Genomic DNA, 17,322 nt, shown 5'->3' on the forward strand with positions numbered 1-17,322 from the left:
GGCTTCAGTGGTGATGGTGGGGCTTGATAGCCAGGCCCTTGGGCCAGAGTTCCGCCACGAAACCCCTGGCGCCACGGCGCAGCAAGGCGGTGGCGAAGATGGCCAGCAGCGCCAAGGCGCTCAGCACCCGCCATCCGCCAGTCCCGGCCGGTACCAGGGCCGGCAGGGAGCTGCCGTTAACCCCCAACCCCTGGCTGACGCCCAGGGCCAAGGTGGCCGCCAAGGCCAGTACCACCAGCACGTAGCTCCAGGCAAAGCGCCTGCTGTGCTGGTCGGCCAGGTAGCGCAGCAGCCCCAGGTTCAATGCCGGCCCCACCAACAGCAGCGCCAGCGCCGCCCCCCAGTCGAGGCCAAAGGCCAGCAGCACCGCCACCACAGGGGTCAGACCGGTGGCGCAGAGATGCAGCGGCAGGGCCAGGACCAATACCAGCAGCAATTGCCAGATCGGATGGGCGGCCAGGGCGTCCCAGAGCGGGTGGGGCGCCAGGGTGGCGGCCACCACCAGGCCGGTGATCACCCAGGGCGCCGTGTGGTCGATGAGGTGGCCATAGCCCATCTCGAAGGCCGAGCGCAGCGGCGCCTCGGCGTCGTGCTGGAAGCAGCTGCGCCCCGGCACCCTGGGCAAGAGCCGCACCAGCAGCCAGGCCGAAGCCAGGGCCAGCAGCAGCACCGAGAGGAAGCGCCACAGGGTCAGTTTGCCCCCCAGCAGGGCCAGGCTGGCCAGCAGGGCGTCGATGCCAAAGACGGGGGCGGCCAGCAGGAAGGCCAGGGCCATCACCGGCTGGGCGCCGTGTTGCAGCAGCTTGGGATAGACCCGGGCCGCGTCGGGCAGGCACACCGGCAACAGCAGGCCCCAGGCCATGCCGCGCCACAGGCCTCTGTCATGTTCAACACGGCCGTGGCGCAGGGGCCGCAGCCAGTTCAGCAGCAGCGCCAGGCCGTAAGCCGCCAGCAGCCAGGGTGACAGGGTCAGCAGCAGCTGCCAGAGCCGCAGCAGGGCGGCGCCTGTCTGGCCGTGGTCATGGCCGTGCAGCTGCACCTGGAACAGGGCCGGCAGGGAAATGGCCAGCAGCACCGCCGCTCCCAAGAGGCCGCCGAGGCCCGCCGTCAGGTTGGAGCCGTGGTGATGCTGGCTGAAGGGCCTGTGCAGCACCACGTGCAGCAGGGTGCCGGCCACCAGCCCCTGGAGCCAGCCCAGCTGCTCGGCGCCGAGCTGCGGCAGCCAGCGGTAGCCGAGGAAGTAACCGATCAGGGTGCCGGCCACCACCAACCCCAGGGCCAGGCTGGCGGCCAGGCGGCCGAACTGGGGCCGCAGCAGCCACCAGAGGGTCAGGCCCACCGGCAGCCGATGCAGCACCACCCCCAGGGCCAGCAGGGCGCCGGATTGGCCCTGGCCGCCCACCAGGGCGGTGCCGTCGGTGATGGCGTGCAACGCCAGGCCGCCGATGCCCACCAGCAGGGTCAGGTTGTGAGTGGCCTTGGCGGCGCCGCGAAAGAGGTGCTCCACCTGGCCAGGGCCCACGGCGCCGGCCAGCAGCAGCAAGAGCACCGGCCAGCCCCCTTCATGGAGGGCCTCGGGCATGACGTGGAACAGCAGCAGGCCGCCGATCACCACAAAGATGAAGTTGTCCAGCAGCACCAGCCAATGGGGCTGGCGCGACAGTTGCCGATAGAGCAGGGGGCCGGCCAACAGGGCCAGCAGACTCAAGACCAGGAGCATGGGGATCTCGAAAGGAAAAGCGCTGTTATAGGATAACAAAGCCAGGAGGTCCCTGGCTACGCGTCCTTCTTGGGCAGCACGGCGAAGTGGCCGTTGAACAGGGAGGCCGGCGCCGCCTGGCCCGCCTCAGTGACCAGGGCGTCCACCTTCACCCTGGCCTTGCGGCCGGACTTGAGGGCCTCCAGGCCATGCCAGTCCTCTACCGGCTGGCTCAGCATCAACGGTGCCTGGGTCAGAGGCCGCTTGTAGCTGATCTCCCCCTTGGCCAGCACTATGTCCCCCTCCAATCCCAGGGTCTTGAGTTGCCACCAGACCCGCCCCCAGGCGGTGAGGGTGGCCAGGGCGTAGTGGCTGCCGGCAAAAAGGCTGCCGTGCAGGTTGCTGTTGGCCTGGAAATCCCCCCTGGTGAAGAGCTGTTCGCCGTTGAAGGCCGCCACCCGCAGGTCCATGAAGCGGGACAGGGGTATGGTCTGGTGCCAGGTGTCGGTCAGCTCCTTGGCCCAGGCCCGCTGGGTGCTGGCCATGGCCTTGGCCATCTTGAAATGGGGTATGACGCCGTAGAGGGTATGGGCCGGCCCCAGCAACTGGTAACCCGCCTTCTGGTAGAAGGCCAAGGCCCCTTCCCGGGCGTTGAGTTCGACACTGTCCAGGCCCAGGCTGTCGGCCAGGGCTTCCAGGCCCGCCAATATCCTGGCCCCCAATCCCTTGCCCTGCTGCCCAGGCGCCACCGCCATATAGCGGATCTGCCCCACGCCAGGGGCGCTCTGGTGCAGCCGGCCTGCGGCCAGGATCTGCTCGCCGTCCCTCACCATCAGGTGCCAGCTCTTAGCCTCCAGCTCGTCCTGCTCCGAGCCAGGGGGCTGCTGCCAGGGAGCCCTCAGCACCTGCCAGCGCAGGGCGAAGTAGTCGGCGAAGTCTTTGGGGGTCAAGGGGCTACAAAGCTGCATGAGATCAAGATCCTGTGGCCGAGGATGTCATTAGATAACAAGGGCGGGATGCCGGCAATTAATCGGATAAAACTATTGTTTCAAATAATTTTAAGCGTTAATCCATTGTAACCTGGCTAGGCTAAGCTAGGACATCTGACGACTAAGGAGGCCCCATGAGCAACCACAATCTGATCGGTTTGAACCAGGAAGGGGTGACCAAGCTCACCGCCATGCTCAACCAGCTGCTGGCCAATTACCAGATCCTCTACATGAACACCCGCGGCTTCCACTGGAACGTCCGTGGCGACAACTTCTTCGAGCTGCACCTCAAGTTCGAGGAGACCTACAACGAGCTGCTGCTGAAGGTAGACGAGATAGCGGAGCGCATCCTGACCCTGGGCGAGCGTCCGCTGCACAGCTTCAGCGCCTACATAGAGCGTGCCGCCATCAACGAGGAGCGGGACGTCACCGACGGCAAGAAAGGGGTGGGCCACCTGCTGGATTCCTACCAGGCCCTGATCGCCCAGCAGCGCCAGATCCTGGCCCTGGCCGGCGAAATAGGCGACGAAGGCACCGCCTCCCTGATGAGCGACTACATCAAGGCGCAGGAAAAGACCGTCTGGATGCTGGGCGCCTACCTTAACAAGTAAAGGCTGCTTCGCTAGGCTAAGAAGCCACCCATCAGGGTGGCTTTTTCATGGACGGAGGAAAAATGCACCTCAGACAGGCAACCCCCGCCGACGCCGCGGCCATCTGGGAACTGCGCCGGCTATCCTTGCTGGCCGGCTGCCGCGGCTTCTACCCCGATGACCTGCTCGAGGCCTGGGCCGGCGGCCCCATGCCGGCCGACTTTGCCCAGCATATCCGCGGCCATTGGTACCTCATCGAAGAGGGGCAGCAGTTGCTGGCCAGCGGCACTGTGAACCTGGATTCGGGCCGGCTGGACGGCCTGCTGGTGCATCCGGAGGCTTTTCGCCAGGGCCTCGGCAAATGGATGATGGCCCACTTGGAGCTGCTGGCCCGCCAGCATGGCTTGGACAGCCTGAGCCTGGACGCCAGCCTCAACGCCGTTCCCTTCTACAGCGCCTTGGGGTTCGAGGGCGGCGAAACGGGGTTTTACCAGTCTCCCAGGGGCATGACGCTGGCCTGCATGCCGATGCGTAAATCCCTGGTCGATACCGCGCCACAGGGGTAAATCAGGAAAGGTGAAGCCCAAAAGCCAGGCGCTGCCTGGCTGCGGCTGAACGCGAGCCTCTGGACGGGCGAGCCGGGCGCGCCGCCAGGGAGGGCTCCCAGCTCCCGGCTTTTAGACGTTAAGCCAAAAGGTCACAGGCCCGTCGTTGCAGAGGCTGACCTGCATGTCGGCGCCGAAGCGGCCCGTCTCGACCCCCAGCCCCAGCTCCCGGCAGCATTGGCAGAAGAGTTCATAGAGGCGCTCGCCCTCGGCCGGCACTGCGGCGCTGGAGAAGCTGGGCCTGTTGCCGCTGTTGGTGTCGGCGGCCAGGGTGAACTGGCTGACCACCAAGAGGGCGCCGCCGGCCTGGCTGACGTTGAGGTTCATCTTGCCCTGGTCGTCCTCGAACACCCTGTACTTGCAGACCTTCTCGGCCAGGCGGCGGGCCTTGGCGTCGTCGTCGCCCTTCTCCACCCCCAGCAGCACCAGCAAGCCCCTGTCGATGGCGCCCTGGGTGCGACCCTCTATATCCACCCTGGCCTGGCTGACCCTCTGGATCAGCCCTATCACTTGAGCTTCTCCCAGACCCAGTCCAGGGCCTTGATCAAGCCGTCGGTGATGCCGGGCTCCATGGCGCTGTGACCGGCGGCCGGCACTATCCAGAGCTGGGCGTCAGGCAGCTTGGCGGCCAGGCTGGTGGCGTTCTCCAGCTTGCAGACCATGTCGTAACGGCCGTGGACCAGGACTGTGGGAATGCCGGCCAGCTTGTGGGCGTCCAGCAGCAGCTGGTCTTCGTCCAGGAAGCAGCGGTGCACGAAGTAGTGGCACTCCATGCGCCCCACGGCCAGGGCCAGGCTGGGATCCGTGTAGATCTCGTCGACGCGGGCCGGCGGCACCAGGTTGACCATGCGCCCTTCCCAGAGGGTCCAGGCCTTGGCCGCCTGCATCCGCTCCAGCTCGTTGTCCGAGGTCAGCAGCGCATAGTAGCGGGCCAAGAGATCATGGGCTTCGCCTCCCAGAGGCTCGAGGAAGTCCCGGTAGTGGTCGGGGTAGACCTGGGCGCTGCCGCCGTCTGGTGCCGTCATCCAATGGATGTCCTCGTCCCTGGCCAGGAAGATGCCGCGCAGCACCAGGGCCTTGACCCGCTGGGGATGGGTCTCGGCATAGGCCAAGGCCAGGGTGGAGCCCCAGGAGCCGCCGAACACCAGCCAGCTGTCGATGCCGAGGTTGGCGCGGATCAGTTCGATATCGGCCACCAGGTTCTGGGTGTTGTTGCCTTCCAGGCTGGCGTGGGGCCGGGAGCGGCCGGCGCCCCGCTGGTCGAAGAGGATCACCCGGTAGCGGGCCGGGTCGAAGAAGCGGCGCATGGTCTCGTTGCAACCCGCGCCGGGGCCGCCGTGCAGCACCACCACCGGCAGCCCCTGGGGGTTGCCCACTTCTTCCACGTAGAGTTCATGGCCGTCCCCCACCGGCAGCCACTGCTGCCAGTTGGGGGTTATCTCAGGCAACAGTGTCCGCATCGTCGCTCTCCTCTTCCTGCAGGTTCTCGTCGCACTCGGTGAGGTAGGCGGTCAACTCCGCCCCCAGCAGCACGATCAGCCAGCAGAGGTAAATCCAGAAAAATAAAATGGGTATGGCCGCCAGGGTGCCGTAGATCAGCTGGTAGGACGGCACCTGGGCCACGTAGAAGGCGAAGGCCCGCTTGGAAAACTCGAACAGCACCGCCGCCAGCACGGCGCCGCCCACGGCGTGGCGCACCTTGACCCTCTTGTTGGGCACCAACAGGTAGAGCACCATGAAGGCGGCCCAGGAGGCCAGGAAAGGCGCCAGGCGGATAAGGGAGGTGCGCACCCCGGACAGGGCCCCTTGCTGGAACACCTCCATGCCCACCACATAGGAGGTGATGGCCAGGGAAGCCCCCATCAGCAGCGGCCCCAGGGTCAGTACCGACCAGTAGATGGCGAAGGCCACGGACCAGCGCCGGCCCTTGTGGATACGGAAGATCTGGTTGATGGTCCTGTCCACCGAGCTGATCAGCGCCAGGGCCGTGACCACCAGGAACACTATGCCCAGCGCCGTCATCTTGGAGGCGTTGGTGGCGAAACCCTGCACCTGCTGGGAGATGACGTCGGAGGCGGCGGGCACGAAGTTGTCGAAGACGAAGCTCTGCAACTGGCCCTTGATCTGCTCGAAGCCGGGGAAGGCGGAAAAAAGGCTGAACAGCACCGCCACCAAAGGCACCAGGGACAGCAGGCTGATGTAGGCCATGGCCCCTGCATGCAAGGTCAGCTTGTCTTCCCTGACCCGGGTAACGAAGCCCTTGATATGGGCCCAGAAAACGTTCCAGTTCGGCAGATCCATCGGCTTGGGTTGCTCATCGACTTACTGCCTTTTACTCTAACACCAAATACTTGCCGCAAAGGATCCGAGATGCGCGCCCCCTTACTGGCCTTGTTGGCCCTCTTCAGCCTGAGCGGCTGCCAAAGCGCCTATTACGCGACCATGGAAAAGGTCGGCATCCACAAGCGCGACATCCTGGCCGACCGGGTGGAAGCGGCCGGCGAGGCCCAGCAGGATGCCCAGAAGCAGTTCAAGGACGCCTTGGAGCACTTCCGCGCCGTGGTCAAGGTGGAAGGCAGTGAAGATCTGGAGAAGCGCTACGACGAGCTGTCCAGCCAGTACGAGGACTCGGAGAAGGCGGCCAAGGAAGTGTCAGACCGCATCGACGCCGTCCAGGACGTGGCCGAAGCCCTGTTCGAGGAATGGCAGGGCGAGCTGGACCAGTACAGCTCCCCCAGCCTGAGGGCCGCCTCGGCCCACACCCTGGCCGACACCAAGCGCCGCTACCAGAGCCTGCTCAAGGCCATGCGCAAGGCCGAGGCCAAGATGCCGCCGGTGCTGGCCAAGTTCCATGACCAGGTGCTGTTCCTGAAACATAACCTTAACGCCCGTGCCATCGGCTCCCTCAAGGGCGAGCTGGGCTCCATAGAGAAACAAGTTGATAGCCTTATCAAGGAGATGCAGAGGGCCGTCAACGAATCCGAGCGCTTCATCCAGAACCTCAACCAGCAGGGCTGAGGCCACTTTTTGTTACATTTAAGCCCGGCGCCGGCCCTGTCCCGGCGCCGGGCTTTCTTGTACCGTTTCAGGATTGCGCCAACCACTATGGAAGGAAAACAATGCGCCTGAAACCGACCCTGACGGCGGCGGCCATCGCCACTGTCCTGCTGGCGGGCTGCCAGACCACGGCCCAAACCACCGCCACTTCCCAACCTCCTGCCCAGAACCTGCCCGACGTCAAGATCCCCTACCAGGTGTTCACCCTGGACAACGGCCTGACCCTGGTGGTGCATGAGGATCACAAGGCGCCCATAGTGGCCGTCAACGTCTGGTACGGCGTCGGCTCCAAGGACGAAAAGCCCGGCAAGACCGGCTTCGCCCACCTCTTCGAACACCTGATGTTCAACGGTTCAGAGCACTATAACGACGAGTACTTCGGGCCCTTCGAAAAGGCCGGTGCCACCGACATGAACGGCACCACCAGCAACGACCGCACCAACTACTTCGAGAACGTTCCCACCCCGGCCCTGGACATGGCGCTGTGGATGGAATCCGACCGCATGGGTCACCTGGTGGGCGCCATCGACCAGGCCAAGCTGGACGAACAGCGCGGCGTGGTGCAGAACGAGAAGCGCCAGGGCGAAGCCCAGCCTTATGGCCGCGTCTTCGGCTACCTGGCCGACCAGACCTTCCCGGTAGGCCACCCCTACCACTGGACCACCATCGGCTCCATGGCCGACCTCAACGCCGCCTCCCTGGATGACGTCAAGGCCTGGTTCAAAGGCTACTACGGCGCCGCCAACGCCGTGCTGGTGCTGGCCGGCGACATCACCCCGGCCGAGGCCAAGGCCAAGGTCGAGAAATACTTCGGCGACATCCCCGCCGGCCAGCCGCTCAAGAAGATGAAGTCCTGGGTGGCCAAGATGCACGGCACCAAGCGCGCCACCATGCAGGACCATGTGCCCGCCGCCCGCCTCTACAAGGTGTGGAACGTGGCCGAACAGGGCACCAAGGACTCCGACGAGATCAGCCTGCTGTCCGACCTGCTCACCAAGGGCAAGAGCTCCCGCCTCTACAAGCGCCTGGTGGACCAGGACCAGATCGCCAGCAACGTCAGCTCCTTCAACTACGATCGCCAACTGGCCGGCCAGTTCATCATCATGGCCGACGCCAAGCCCGGCGTGTCCCTGGACCGCCTGGAAAAGGCCATAGATGAAGAGCTGGCCAAGCTGCAGAAGGACGGCCCCACCGCCGAGGAACTGCAACGCATCCAGTTCAGCCAGGCCGCCGACATGGTCCGCGGCGCCGAGCGCATCGGCGGCTTCGGCGGCAAGTCCGACATCCTGGCCTCCGGCATGGTCTACCACGGCGATCCGGGCTTCTATGAGACCCAGCTCAAGCACATGGAAGGCGCCACCCCGGCCGCCATCCAGGGCGTCATCAACCGCTGGCTGACCGACGGCGCCTTCGTGCTGAACGTGGTGCCCCAGCCCGACTACAAGACCGCCAAGACCGGTGCCGACCGCTCCAAGCTGCCCGCCGTCGGCACCTTGCCGTCACTGACCCTGCCGGCCCTGCACAAGTTCAAGCTGTCCAACGGCCTGGAAGTGGCCCTGGCCGAACGCCATGACACCCCGACCGTGGAGATGAAGCTGAGCTTCGACGGTGGCTATGCCGCCGACTACGGCCACAAGGCCGGCACCGCCAGCTTCGCCATGGCCATGTTGGCCGAAGGCACCGACAAGATGAACGGCGAAGCCCTGTCCAGCGCCATGCAGAAGCTGGGCAGCAACTGGTCCGCCGGCGCCAGCCTGGACAGCGCCACCCTCAGCCTCGACAGCCTGACGGTGAACCTGGATCCGACCCTGGATATCATCAGTGAGGTGCTGGAACACCCCGCCTTCAGCCAGGAGGCCATCGACAAGCAGCGCTCCCGCTGGATAGAGGGCATCAACCAGGAGAAGGCCCAGCCCTTCAACATGGCGCTGCGGGTCCTGCCCGGCCTGCTCTACGGCAAGGACAACGCCTACAGCGCGCCCCTGACCGGTTCCGGCACCAAGGACTCCATCTCCGCCCTCAAACGTGAGGATCTGGTGGCCTACCACGACACCTGGCTGCGCCCCGACAACGCCCGCCTGGTGGTGGTGGGTGACACCACCGAAGCCGAGCTCAAGCCGCTGCTGGAGAAACACTTCGCCAGCTGGCAGGCACCGGCTGCGCCCAAGCCCAAGAAGCAACTGGGCCTGGCCGCCGACCAAGGCAAGACCCGCGTCTTCCTCATCGACCAGCCCGGCAGCCCCCAGGCCACCATCATCGCCGGCCAGCTGGCGCCGTCCGAGCACAGTGACCAGGCCACCGCCATCGACGTGATGAACGCCATCATCGGCGGCACCTTCACCTCCAGGCTCAACATGAACCTGCGCGAAGACAAGCACTGGTCCTACGGTGCCGGCTCCGCCTGGGTCAAGGCCGAGGGCCAGGGCCTCTACTTCGCCTACGCCCCTGTGCAGGTGGACAAGGCCAGCGAGTCCATCCAGGAGATGCGCAAGGAGCTGACCAACTACGTGACCAAGGCCCCGGCCAAGGAAGACGAACTGGCCAAGATCCAGGCCAACAAGACCGCCAAACTGCCCGGCGCCTATGAGACCAAGGACGCCCTGCTGGGCGCCATCACCAAGACCCTGAGCCAGGGTAAGGACATGGCCTGGCTGGAAGGCTACGGCCCCAGGGTCAAGGCCCTGACCCTGGATCAGGTGCGTGCCAGCGCCAAGGACGTGCTCAAGCCCGACGCCATGACCTGGGTCATAGTCGGCGACCTGAGCAAGATCGAGGACAAGGTACGCACCCTCAAGCTGGGCCCCGTCACCAAGCTCAACAGCGACGGTAAGCCCATCTGATCGATGTTTTGCCCAACCAACCTTTTGGGGCGCTTTGCGCCCCTTTTTTATGGCCGGAGTTCAGCCTGGCCCGGCTATGCTGGGGATGAGGAGGCGCCATGCGTTTATTGATAGCGACACTGCCGCTGCTCCTGGCCGGCTGCGCCGTCAGCCCGGAGCAATGCGCCCGCACCGACTGGCGCCAGCAGGGGCTGGAGGACGGCTTCGACGGCCTGGTGGCCCGCAGCGGCTATTGGCAGAGCCAGTGCAAAGGGGTGACCGTCGACCCCGGCAATTACAGCCGCGGCTGGGCCGAAGGCAACCGTCAGTACTGCACTGCCGAGCAGGGCTACCGCCAGGGCCGACTGGGCAACGACTACCAGGGGGTCTGCCAGGGCAGCGCCAAGGACGCCTTCATGGGCGGCTACGAGAAGGGCCGCCGCCAGTATCAGCAGGACCAGTACCGCCAGTCCCTCTACGACCGCCAACGGGACATCCGCTGGCGGATAGGGGAAATAGACGACCGGCTGCGCGACGGCAAACTGGGCCATCGCGAGCGCGAACAGCTGCGCTGGGAGCGCCAGCAGCTCACCCAGGAACTGATGCAGATCGATTCGATGCTGCTACACCTGCTGTGAAGGCAAGGCCTTGCACCCCCAAGCCAAAGGGGCACAATTGGGCAAAACCATAACAACGATGAAGGAGGGGGAATGCGGGCAGGAATTGCCGCCCTGGGGCTGTTGCTGAGCGGCTGTGCCGCCGTGACGGCCGATCAGTGCGCCAACATGAACTGGCACCAACAGGGGCTCAATGACGGTTTCGACGGCCTGGTGGCCCGCAGCGGCTACTGGCAGAGCCAGTGCCAGCAGTACGGCTACGGCGTCGACCAGCAGGGCTACAGCCAGGGCTGGGTGGAAGGCAACCGGCAATACTGCACCCCGGCCCAGGGCTACCGCCACGGCAGCCAGGGCCAGGACTATCAGGGGGTCTGCCAGGGGCCGGCCCAGCAGGCTTTCCTGGACAGCTACCAGCAGGGCCGCCAGCTCTTCGAGCGCAACCAGTACCGCCAGTCCCTCTATGACCGCCAAAGCGACCTGCGCCGCCAGGTCGCCGACATCGACAGGCAGCTGCGGGCCCGCCCCCATCCCTGCCCGCCGCCGGAGAAGCCCCATGAGGCGCCGGCCAAACCGGCCCACAAAGAGAAGGTGAAGGTGCCGCCACCCCAGGACAGGGACGCCAGGCCCACCCCCTGGGAAAAGGGCCAGCCGCCCCGGCGTCAACCGGAAAAGCCCGCCAAGCCGGCGAAGCCGGAGCACCCTTCGAAGCCGGGCAAGGCCAAACCGGAGCATCCCGAGCGACACTGCGAGCAGGGCCTGAGCCCCAGGGAGCGCCAAGACCTGCTCTGGCAGCGCCAGCAGCTCAGCGACGAGCTGATGCACATTGACGAGCTGCTGCTGCGGCTGCTGTGATCGAAAAAGGCGCCCTGGGGCGCCTTTTTTGTCTTCTTACTTCATCAGGGCCGGCAGTGCCGCCAAGGTGAAGCGCACCCCGAAGCCGGTGACCTCGGTGTCCACCAGGCCCAGGCCGCCTTTGTGCTCGGCGGCGCTCAAGTCCACATGGACCCAGTTGACTCCCTCTTCCACGAAACGGGACAGGAAGCGGGCCGCGTCTATGTGGTCGCAGCTGGTGCCGGGATGGCACTGCTTGACGTCGGCGACATCGGACTCGATGTTGTCGTCGTAGTCTTCATCCAAAGGGAAGGGCCAGACCCGCTCGCCGCTGGCGCGGCCGGCCTGGATCAGCGCCTCGCGCCAGTCGTCCCTGTTGGAGAAGACGCCGCTCTGGGCCGTGCCGATGGCGCGGATGCAGGCGCCGGTGAGGGTGGCGTAATCCATCACCAGGTCGGGCTTCTCGCGGGAGGCCAGGGTCAGGGTGTCGGCCAGCACCATGCGCCCCTCGGCGTCGGTGTCCACCACCTCGATGCTGGTGCCGTTCATGGCAACCACCAGGTCATTGGGCTTGTAGGCCTTGGGCCCTATGTGGTTCTCGGCCAGGGCCAGCCAGCAGTCCACTTCCAGGTCGCTGCCCAGTTCGGTCAGTGCCAGCAGGGTGCCGAGGGCCACGGCACTGCCGCCCATGTCGCCGTGCATGCCGAACATGTGGCTGGTCTTGAGGTTGTAGCCGCCGGTGTCGAAGCAGAGGCCCTTGCCCACCAGGGCCAGCTTGCCGCTGGGCGCCTTGGGCCTGTGGCGCAGCCGCACTATGGCCGCCTCGTCGTTGTCGGAACCCTGGGCCACCGCCAGGAAGGCGCCGGCGCCGAGGCCGGCCAGGCGGGTCTGGTCGAAGATCTCCAGCTGCCAGCCGTGGTCGCGGGCCAGGGCTTCCAGCACGGTGCGGTACTTGGCCGGGGTCAATTCTGAGGCGGGCAGGGCGCTCAACCAGCGGGCCAGGGCGTTGCCCCTGGCCTCGGCCAGCAGGCGGCCGGCGTCCAGCTCGGGGCCCTCGACGCTGATGCGGCGCAGCGCCTGGTGTTCCCCCTTGTCCTTCTTGAAGCTGGGCAGGCGCAGCTGGCGGGCCAGCAGGGTGGCGGCCAGGGCCTCCAGCCAGTCCTTGTCGTCGCCTTTGAGCTGCACAGACTCGAACTGGGCATCCCCCAGCACCGCCAACCACTTGCGTACCTGGTTGTGGCGCTCGAAGGGACTCTTGACCGCCTTGGGGGCCACCACCAGGGTCGGCTGGGCACCGGCCAGCAGCCAGGCACCGGCCTTGGGCGCCAAAGCCTTGAGGGAGGCCAGGGCGTCTGGGGCGCCGGCCTCGCCCACCAGGATCAGCAGGGCGCTGTCCTGGCGGCCGGAGGCAATCTGGACGTCGGGGAATTGGAAATCTTGCATCGGGGGGTCCCTTTCTGAATGAACCGCCATTATAGCCGCCGGGGGCTGTTCAAAAAATGGCGGCGGGCTACACTGGCTGCGAACCTCAGTCAAAGGAGTGACCATGAAAGCCCTTATCCCCCTGGCGCTGCTGGCCAGCGCCGCCTTCACCTGCCAGGCCGGCGAAATAGACGACGCCATCAAGGCCGCCCAGGACGCCTACCAGAAAGGCGACCTCTCCAACGCCGCCGGCCAGTTCGAATACGCCGCCACCTTGATCCGCCAGGAACAGGGCCAACAGCTGACCAAGCTGCTGCCCCAGCCCCTGGACGGCTGGCAGGCAGAGGAGGCCCAGAACGACAGCACCAGCGGCGCCATCATGGGCGGCGGCATCCAGGTGTCCCGGGTCTACCGCAAGGGCGACGACGTCAGCCTGGAGCTGACCCTGTTCAAGGATTCCCCCATGATGCAGGCCATGATGGGCATCTTCAGCAACCCCGGCATGGCCGTCATGGCCGGCTACAAGGTCAAGAAGGTCAAGGGCGTCAACGCCATGTTGAAGCCGGACGACATGAGCCTCAGCCTGATGAAGGGAACCCTGATGGTGCAGCTGCAATGCGACGGCTGCCAGGAACCCGATCTCTTGGCCTACGCCAACCTGTTGGATCTCGACGCCATGGCCAAGATCTGAGCCGGCTCCCCCACGAAAAAGCGCGGCCTGGCCGCGCTTTTTGTTTCAGCCCTGGGGCCAGGTGGCCAGCCAGTCGGCCAGGGCCTGGCTGCCCATGGGCCTGGCGAAGAGGTAGCCCTGGGCGCCGCTGCAACCGGCGGCCTCCAGCCAGGCCAGCTCGTCGCTGTTCTCCACCCCTTCGGCGATGGATTCCAGTTTGAGGCTCTTGGCCACCCCCAGGATCAGGCTCATCAGGGGCCCTTCCTGGCCAGGCGCCAGGCCGGTGACGAAGCGCCTGTCGATCTTGAGGCGGTCCAGGGGCAGGGTGTTGAGGTGGCCCAGGGAGCTGTAGCCGGTACCGAAGTCGTCCAGCGCCACCCTGATGCCGTGGCCCTTGAGTTCCCGCAAGGTACGCACCACCACGTGGGGGTCTTCCATGGCGATGCTCTCGGTGATCTCCAGCTCCAGGCGATGGGGAGCCAGGCCGGCGTCCTCGAGGGCCGCCAGCACCTGGGAGATGAAATCTGCGGCCTGGAACTGGGCCAGGCTGACGTTGACCGAGACATGGGGCATCTTGACCCCCTGCCCGTCCAGGGCCGCCAGCTCCCGGCAGGCGCGGCGCAGCACGAAGAGCCCCAGGGGGATGATGAGGCCGGCGTATTCGGCCAGGGGGATGAAGTCCCCAGGCCCGGGACCGCCCGGCCAGCGCACCAAGGCTTCCATGCCCATCAGCTTGCGGCTGTCCAGGCAGATCTGAGGCTGGTAGTGGACCGCCAGTTCTTCGTTGTCCAAGGCCTGGCGCAGGCGGCGCACCAGATCCAGGCGGGCGGCGGTGTCGCTCTCCATGGAGTCGTCGAACCAGATCCCCCGCTCCACCAGGTGCAGCTTGGCCTTGTTGAGGGCGATATTGGCCCGGCGCAGCACGTTGGCGCCGGAGCCGGCATCGGCGGTGACGGGGCAGAACCCCAGGTGATGGTGCAGCACCAGTTGCTGGCCGTTCGCCGTAAAGGGGCGGTTGAGCAGGCTGCTGAGCTGCTGGGCCTGCAACAGGGCCGCCGGGCCCAGCACGGCGAAGACGTCGGCATGGAGACGGGCCAGCTGGCATTCTTGGCCGAAGGCCTCCTGCAGGCGGCGGGCCAGGGCCAGCAGCAGGCCGTTGCCCGTTTCGTGGCCCAGGGCGTCGTTGACGTCGGCGAACTGATCCAGGTCGATGAGGGCCAACACGGCGGCATGGCCCTGGGCGACGTCTTCATCCAGCTGCTGCTGCATGCCGGCCCTGTTGTAGAGGCCGGTCAAGGGATCCGTGTAGGCGACCTTGGACATGGCCTCCATCAGCCGCACGTTGGCGTGGCAGGTGGCGATATTGGCGGCGAACAGCTCCACCAGTTGGCGATCGGCGGCGCTCAGGGGCCGGCCCGTGGCCAGGTAGACGACGCCCTGGTGGCTGCCGCTGGCCAGGTAGAGCACCGTATGGTCGCCGGCGAACTGGTGCCGGGCTTCCAGTACGGCCTTCTCCACCGAATGGCGCAGGCCGGGCTCTGGCACCTGGGCCAGGGGCTTGTGGATATGTTCGGCCAGGCGGCCGGCGGCGCCCACCACCCACCAGCCGGCCTCCGCCTCGTATTCGGCGCAGAGGATGCCGTCCGGCGGCAGGCCGAGGAAACCGGCGATCTGGGTCAGCACGCCCTTGGAGAAGTCGGCCAGGCCCTTGAACTTCATCAGCTGGTTGCAGGCCTTGACCACCAGCTCCAGGCCCTGGCGGCTGTGTTCTATGGTGTCGATCTGCTGGTAGGCGCGCAGGGCCGTGGTCAGGGTGGCTACCAGCCGCGCCTGGGTCAGTTCGCCCTTGGTACGGTAGTCGTTGATGTCGAAGCGCTCTATCACTTCCAGCTCGGGGGCGTAGCCGGGCTGGCCGGTACGGAGCACCAACCTGACCTTGGTCAGGCCCAGCTCCTGGCGGATCAGCCGCACCAACTCCAGGCCGGCGGCGGTGCTTTCCATCACCACGTCCAGCAGCACCACGGCGATGTCTTGGTGCTGGCGCAGTATCTCGGCGGCCTCGGCGGCGCTGTGGGCATGGAGCAGGTTCAGGGGCCGGCCCAGGATACGCAGTTCGCCCAGGGCGAAGCGGGTGCTCTGGTGCACTTCCTGGTCGTCGTCCACCACCAGCAACTGCCAACTGCCGGCCACCGGCTGCTGTTCGTCTTCCAGTGCGAATACCAGCTTGTCTTCTTCACCTGTCATGCTGTTCCCTCAAAGGCGCCACCTTGGGCAAGGTCAGGGTAAAGCGGGTGCCCTGACTACTGCTGGTCAACTGGATCTGGCCACCCAAGACGCCGGTCACCAGGGTGTAGACGATATAGAGGCCGAGGCCGCTGCCCCCCTGGCCCAGCTGGCTGCTGACGAAGGGGTCGAAGACGTTGTCGAGGATCTCGGGGTCTATGCCCTTGCCGTCGTCCGCCACCTGCAATGTCACCTGTTTGCCCTTGTCCTCGACCGAAAGCCGGATCTGGCCGGGCTGGCCCGGTTTGAAAGCGTAGGTGACGGCGTTGAGCACCAGGTTGGTGACCACCTGCTCCAGGGGGCCGGGATAACTTTCCATCTCCAGGGCCGGGCAGTCCAGGGCCAGGTCGATGGGCAACTTGCGGATGCCGGGTTTGAGGGTGGCCAGGGTTTCTTCCAGCACCAGGGCCAGGTCGAAGCCGCGCCTCATGGTGCTGGACTGGTCCACCGCCACCTGCTTGAAGCTGCTGACCAGTTCGGCGCTGCGGGTCAGGCTGCGGCTGATCAGGCGACAGCCTTCGTTGACCCTGTCCACGTAGCCGGCCAGGCCGCTGCGGGTCAGGGCGTTGCTGTCCAGGGCGGCCTGCAGCTCACGGCCAGAGCCTTCCAGGCTGGTGGCCACCGTCAGGGCGTTGCCCATGGGGGTGTTGAGTTCGTGGGCTATGCCCGCCACCAGGGCGCCGAGGGAGGCCAACTTCCGGGACTGCACCAGTTGTTCCATGGCCAGCTGCAGCTCCAGGTTGGCCTGGCTGAGGTCCTGGGTGCGCTTGGCCACTTCCTCTTCCAGTCGGGCGTTGCTCTGGGCCAGCACTTCCTCGGCCTGGCGCAGTTCTGTGACGTCGTTGCCGATGATCATATGGCCCAGGAATTCCCCGCCCTCGTCGAACAGGGGCTGGACGTCGGCCTTGAGCCAGAAGGCGCTGCCGTCCTTGCGAAAGCTCTTGGCTTCCAGCTGGAAGCCCTGGCGCCGGCTTATCATCTGCTCTACCCGCGGCCTTTCTGGACCCAGCAGCAAGTCGGCCGGCTGCTGGCCAAGGGCATCTTCGCGGCGGTAGCCGGTGATGCGGGTGAAGGCGTCGTTGACCCAGGTGATCTGGTCCTGGGCGTTGCGGATATAGACCAGGTTGTTGGTGCGGCTGGCCACCATGGCCATCAGGTCCCGCTGGTCGGGCTCCAGCAGGTCGGGCCGGCGGCGCTGGGCCTCGGCGTCCAGCAGGTCCAGTTCCGCCTCCACCCTGTCCGCCAGCAGCTCCAACAGCAACTGGTCGGCCTCCTCCAGCTCCAGGGGTTGGGTGTGCGCCAGGGCCAGCAGGCCCTGGACCCGCCCCTGGCGGGACAAGAGCGGCACCCCGAAGTAGGCCTCGGCCTTGAGGGCCTTGAACAGGGGATCGTCCGGGTAGCGTTCAAGCACGCCGCTGGAGATATAGCTGGGTTCTTTCTGGCTGCAGGCCTGGAGGCCAGGGGAGCGGCTGAGATCGCAGCGGCTCAGTTGGGGCGGTGGGCCGTCGTTCCAGACGGCCAGGGTGAGGGCGCTTTGGTCTTCCAGGAGCCGGGTCAGTGAGACGTGGCGAACCTTGAGGGCTTGGCCCAGGTTCGCCACCAGCGCTTCAAAGAAGGCCTCACCGAAGAGGCGATCCGTGTTCCGTACCAGTTGCCTGAGAAGTTGTTCGGGAGACATGTCCGCCGCACACTGTTAACGTCTCGTTAAGCTCCGACAATGGACGGCGGATGTCAAGTGAC

The 17,322-nt window shown here is 66.0% G+C and carries 15 protein-coding genes; 7 read left to right on the top strand and 8 right to left on the bottom strand.

Annotated elements, in window-relative coordinates; all coding sequences use genetic code 11:
- Positions 1-4: 4 nt before the first annotated feature.
- Both PVT67_RS18280 and PVT67_RS18285 read right to left on the bottom strand, forming a co-directional pair.
- On the bottom strand, positions 5-1,720 hold the full coding sequence (locus PVT67_RS18280; RefSeq protein ID WP_301496286.1) for a permease: 1,716 nt from the start codon (positions 1,718-1,720) through the stop codon (positions 5-7).
- Positions 1,721-1,776: 56 nt separating this feature from the next.
- Positions 1,777-2,667, bottom strand: a complete 891-nt coding sequence (locus tag PVT67_RS18285; RefSeq protein WP_301496288.1) for a bifunctional GNAT family N-acetyltransferase/hotdog fold thioesterase — start codon at positions 2,665-2,667, stop codon at positions 1,777-1,779.
- A 155-nt stretch (positions 2,668-2,822) separates the two neighbouring features.
- Here PVT67_RS18285 and PVT67_RS18290 point away from each other — a divergent pair, with 155 nt between their 5' ends.
- Positions 2,823-3,299, top strand: a complete 477-nt coding sequence (locus tag PVT67_RS18290) for a Dps family protein (protein WP_301496291.1) — start codon at positions 2,823-2,825, stop codon at positions 3,297-3,299.
- A gap of 62 nt (positions 3,300-3,361) precedes the next feature.
- The gene (locus PVT67_RS18295) at positions 3,362-3,844 is read left to right on the top strand and encodes a GNAT family N-acetyltransferase (RefSeq protein WP_301496292.1); all 483 of its coding nucleotides are present in this window, start codon (positions 3,362-3,364) and stop codon (positions 3,842-3,844) included.
- A 111-nt stretch (positions 3,845-3,955) separates the two neighbouring features.
- Here PVT67_RS18295 and dtd read toward each other — a convergent pair whose 3' ends face one another.
- From dtd to PVT67_RS18310, 3 genes are read right to left on the bottom strand one after another with little or no spacing between them, the layout of a single operon-like run.
- Positions 3,956-4,393 (bottom strand): D-aminoacyl-tRNA deacylase, encoded by a 438-nt coding sequence (gene dtd, locus PVT67_RS18300; protein ID WP_301496294.1) that lies wholly within the window; start codon positions 4,391-4,393, stop codon positions 3,956-3,958.
- Positions 4,390-5,343, bottom strand: a complete 954-nt coding sequence (gene pip, locus PVT67_RS18305; RefSeq protein ID WP_301496296.1) for a prolyl aminopeptidase — start codon at positions 5,341-5,343, stop codon at positions 4,390-4,392. The genes dtd and pip overlap by 4 nt, the downstream gene beginning before the upstream one ends.
- Positions 5,324-6,184, bottom strand: a complete 861-nt coding sequence (locus PVT67_RS18310; RefSeq protein WP_301496299.1) for a virulence factor BrkB family protein — start codon at positions 6,182-6,184, stop codon at positions 5,324-5,326. The genes pip and PVT67_RS18310 overlap by 20 nt, the downstream gene beginning before the upstream one ends.
- A 69-nt stretch (positions 6,185-6,253) precedes the next feature.
- Here PVT67_RS18310 and PVT67_RS18315 point away from each other — a divergent pair, with 69 nt between their 5' ends.
- From PVT67_RS18315 to PVT67_RS18330, 4 genes are all read left to right on the top strand, one after another.
- Complete coding sequence (locus PVT67_RS18315; RefSeq protein ID WP_301496302.1) at positions 6,254-6,901, top strand: DUF2959 domain-containing protein; 648 nt, start codon at positions 6,254-6,256, stop codon at positions 6,899-6,901.
- A 101-nt stretch (positions 6,902-7,002) separates the two neighbouring features.
- A complete protein-coding gene (locus PVT67_RS18320) occupies positions 7,003-9,780 on the top strand; it encodes a M16 family metallopeptidase (RefSeq protein WP_301496304.1) in 2,778 nt (925 codons plus the stop codon).
- A 98-nt stretch (positions 9,781-9,878) separates the two neighbouring features.
- Positions 9,879-10,397: a DUF2799 domain-containing protein gene (locus tag PVT67_RS18325; RefSeq protein WP_301496306.1), complete on the top strand. Its 519-nt coding sequence runs from the start codon at positions 9,879-9,881 to the stop codon at positions 10,395-10,397.
- Between the two features lie 72 nt (positions 10,398-10,469).
- On the top strand, positions 10,470-11,228 hold the full coding sequence (locus PVT67_RS18330; RefSeq protein WP_301496308.1) for a DUF2799 domain-containing protein: 759 nt from the start codon (positions 10,470-10,472) through the stop codon (positions 11,226-11,228).
- 36 nt (positions 11,229-11,264) lie between these two features.
- Here PVT67_RS18330 and PVT67_RS18335 read toward each other — a convergent pair whose 3' ends face one another.
- The gene (locus PVT67_RS18335) at positions 11,265-12,650 is read right to left on the bottom strand and encodes a M17 family metallopeptidase (RefSeq protein ID WP_301496310.1); all 1,386 of its coding nucleotides are present in this window, start codon (positions 12,648-12,650) and stop codon (positions 11,265-11,267) included.
- 103 nt (positions 12,651-12,753) lie between these two features.
- On the opposite strand from PVT67_RS18335, the gene PVT67_RS18340 reads away from it, so the two are divergent.
- Complete coding sequence (locus tag PVT67_RS18340) at positions 12,754-13,320, top strand: hypothetical protein (RefSeq protein ID WP_301496312.1); 567 nt, start codon at positions 12,754-12,756, stop codon at positions 13,318-13,320.
- Between the two features lie 45 nt (positions 13,321-13,365).
- Here PVT67_RS18340 and PVT67_RS18345 read toward each other — a convergent pair whose 3' ends face one another.
- Both PVT67_RS18345 and PVT67_RS18350 read right to left on the bottom strand, forming a co-directional pair.
- Entirely contained in the window at positions 13,366-15,543 is a 2,178-nt protein-coding gene (locus tag PVT67_RS18345; protein ID WP_301496314.1) for a putative bifunctional diguanylate cyclase/phosphodiesterase, read from the bottom strand.
- The gene (locus PVT67_RS18350; protein ID WP_301496316.1) at positions 15,533-17,260 is read right to left on the bottom strand and encodes a GAF domain-containing sensor histidine kinase; all 1,728 of its coding nucleotides are present in this window, start codon (positions 17,258-17,260) and stop codon (positions 15,533-15,535) included. Before PVT67_RS18350 ends, PVT67_RS18345 begins: the two co-directional genes overlap by 11 nt.
- Positions 17,261-17,322 lie beyond the last annotated feature (62 nt).

The organism is Gallaecimonas kandeliae (assembly GCF_030450055.1).
Classification (GTDB): Bacteria; Pseudomonadota; Gammaproteobacteria; order Enterobacterales; family Gallaecimonadaceae; genus Gallaecimonas; species Gallaecimonas kandeliae.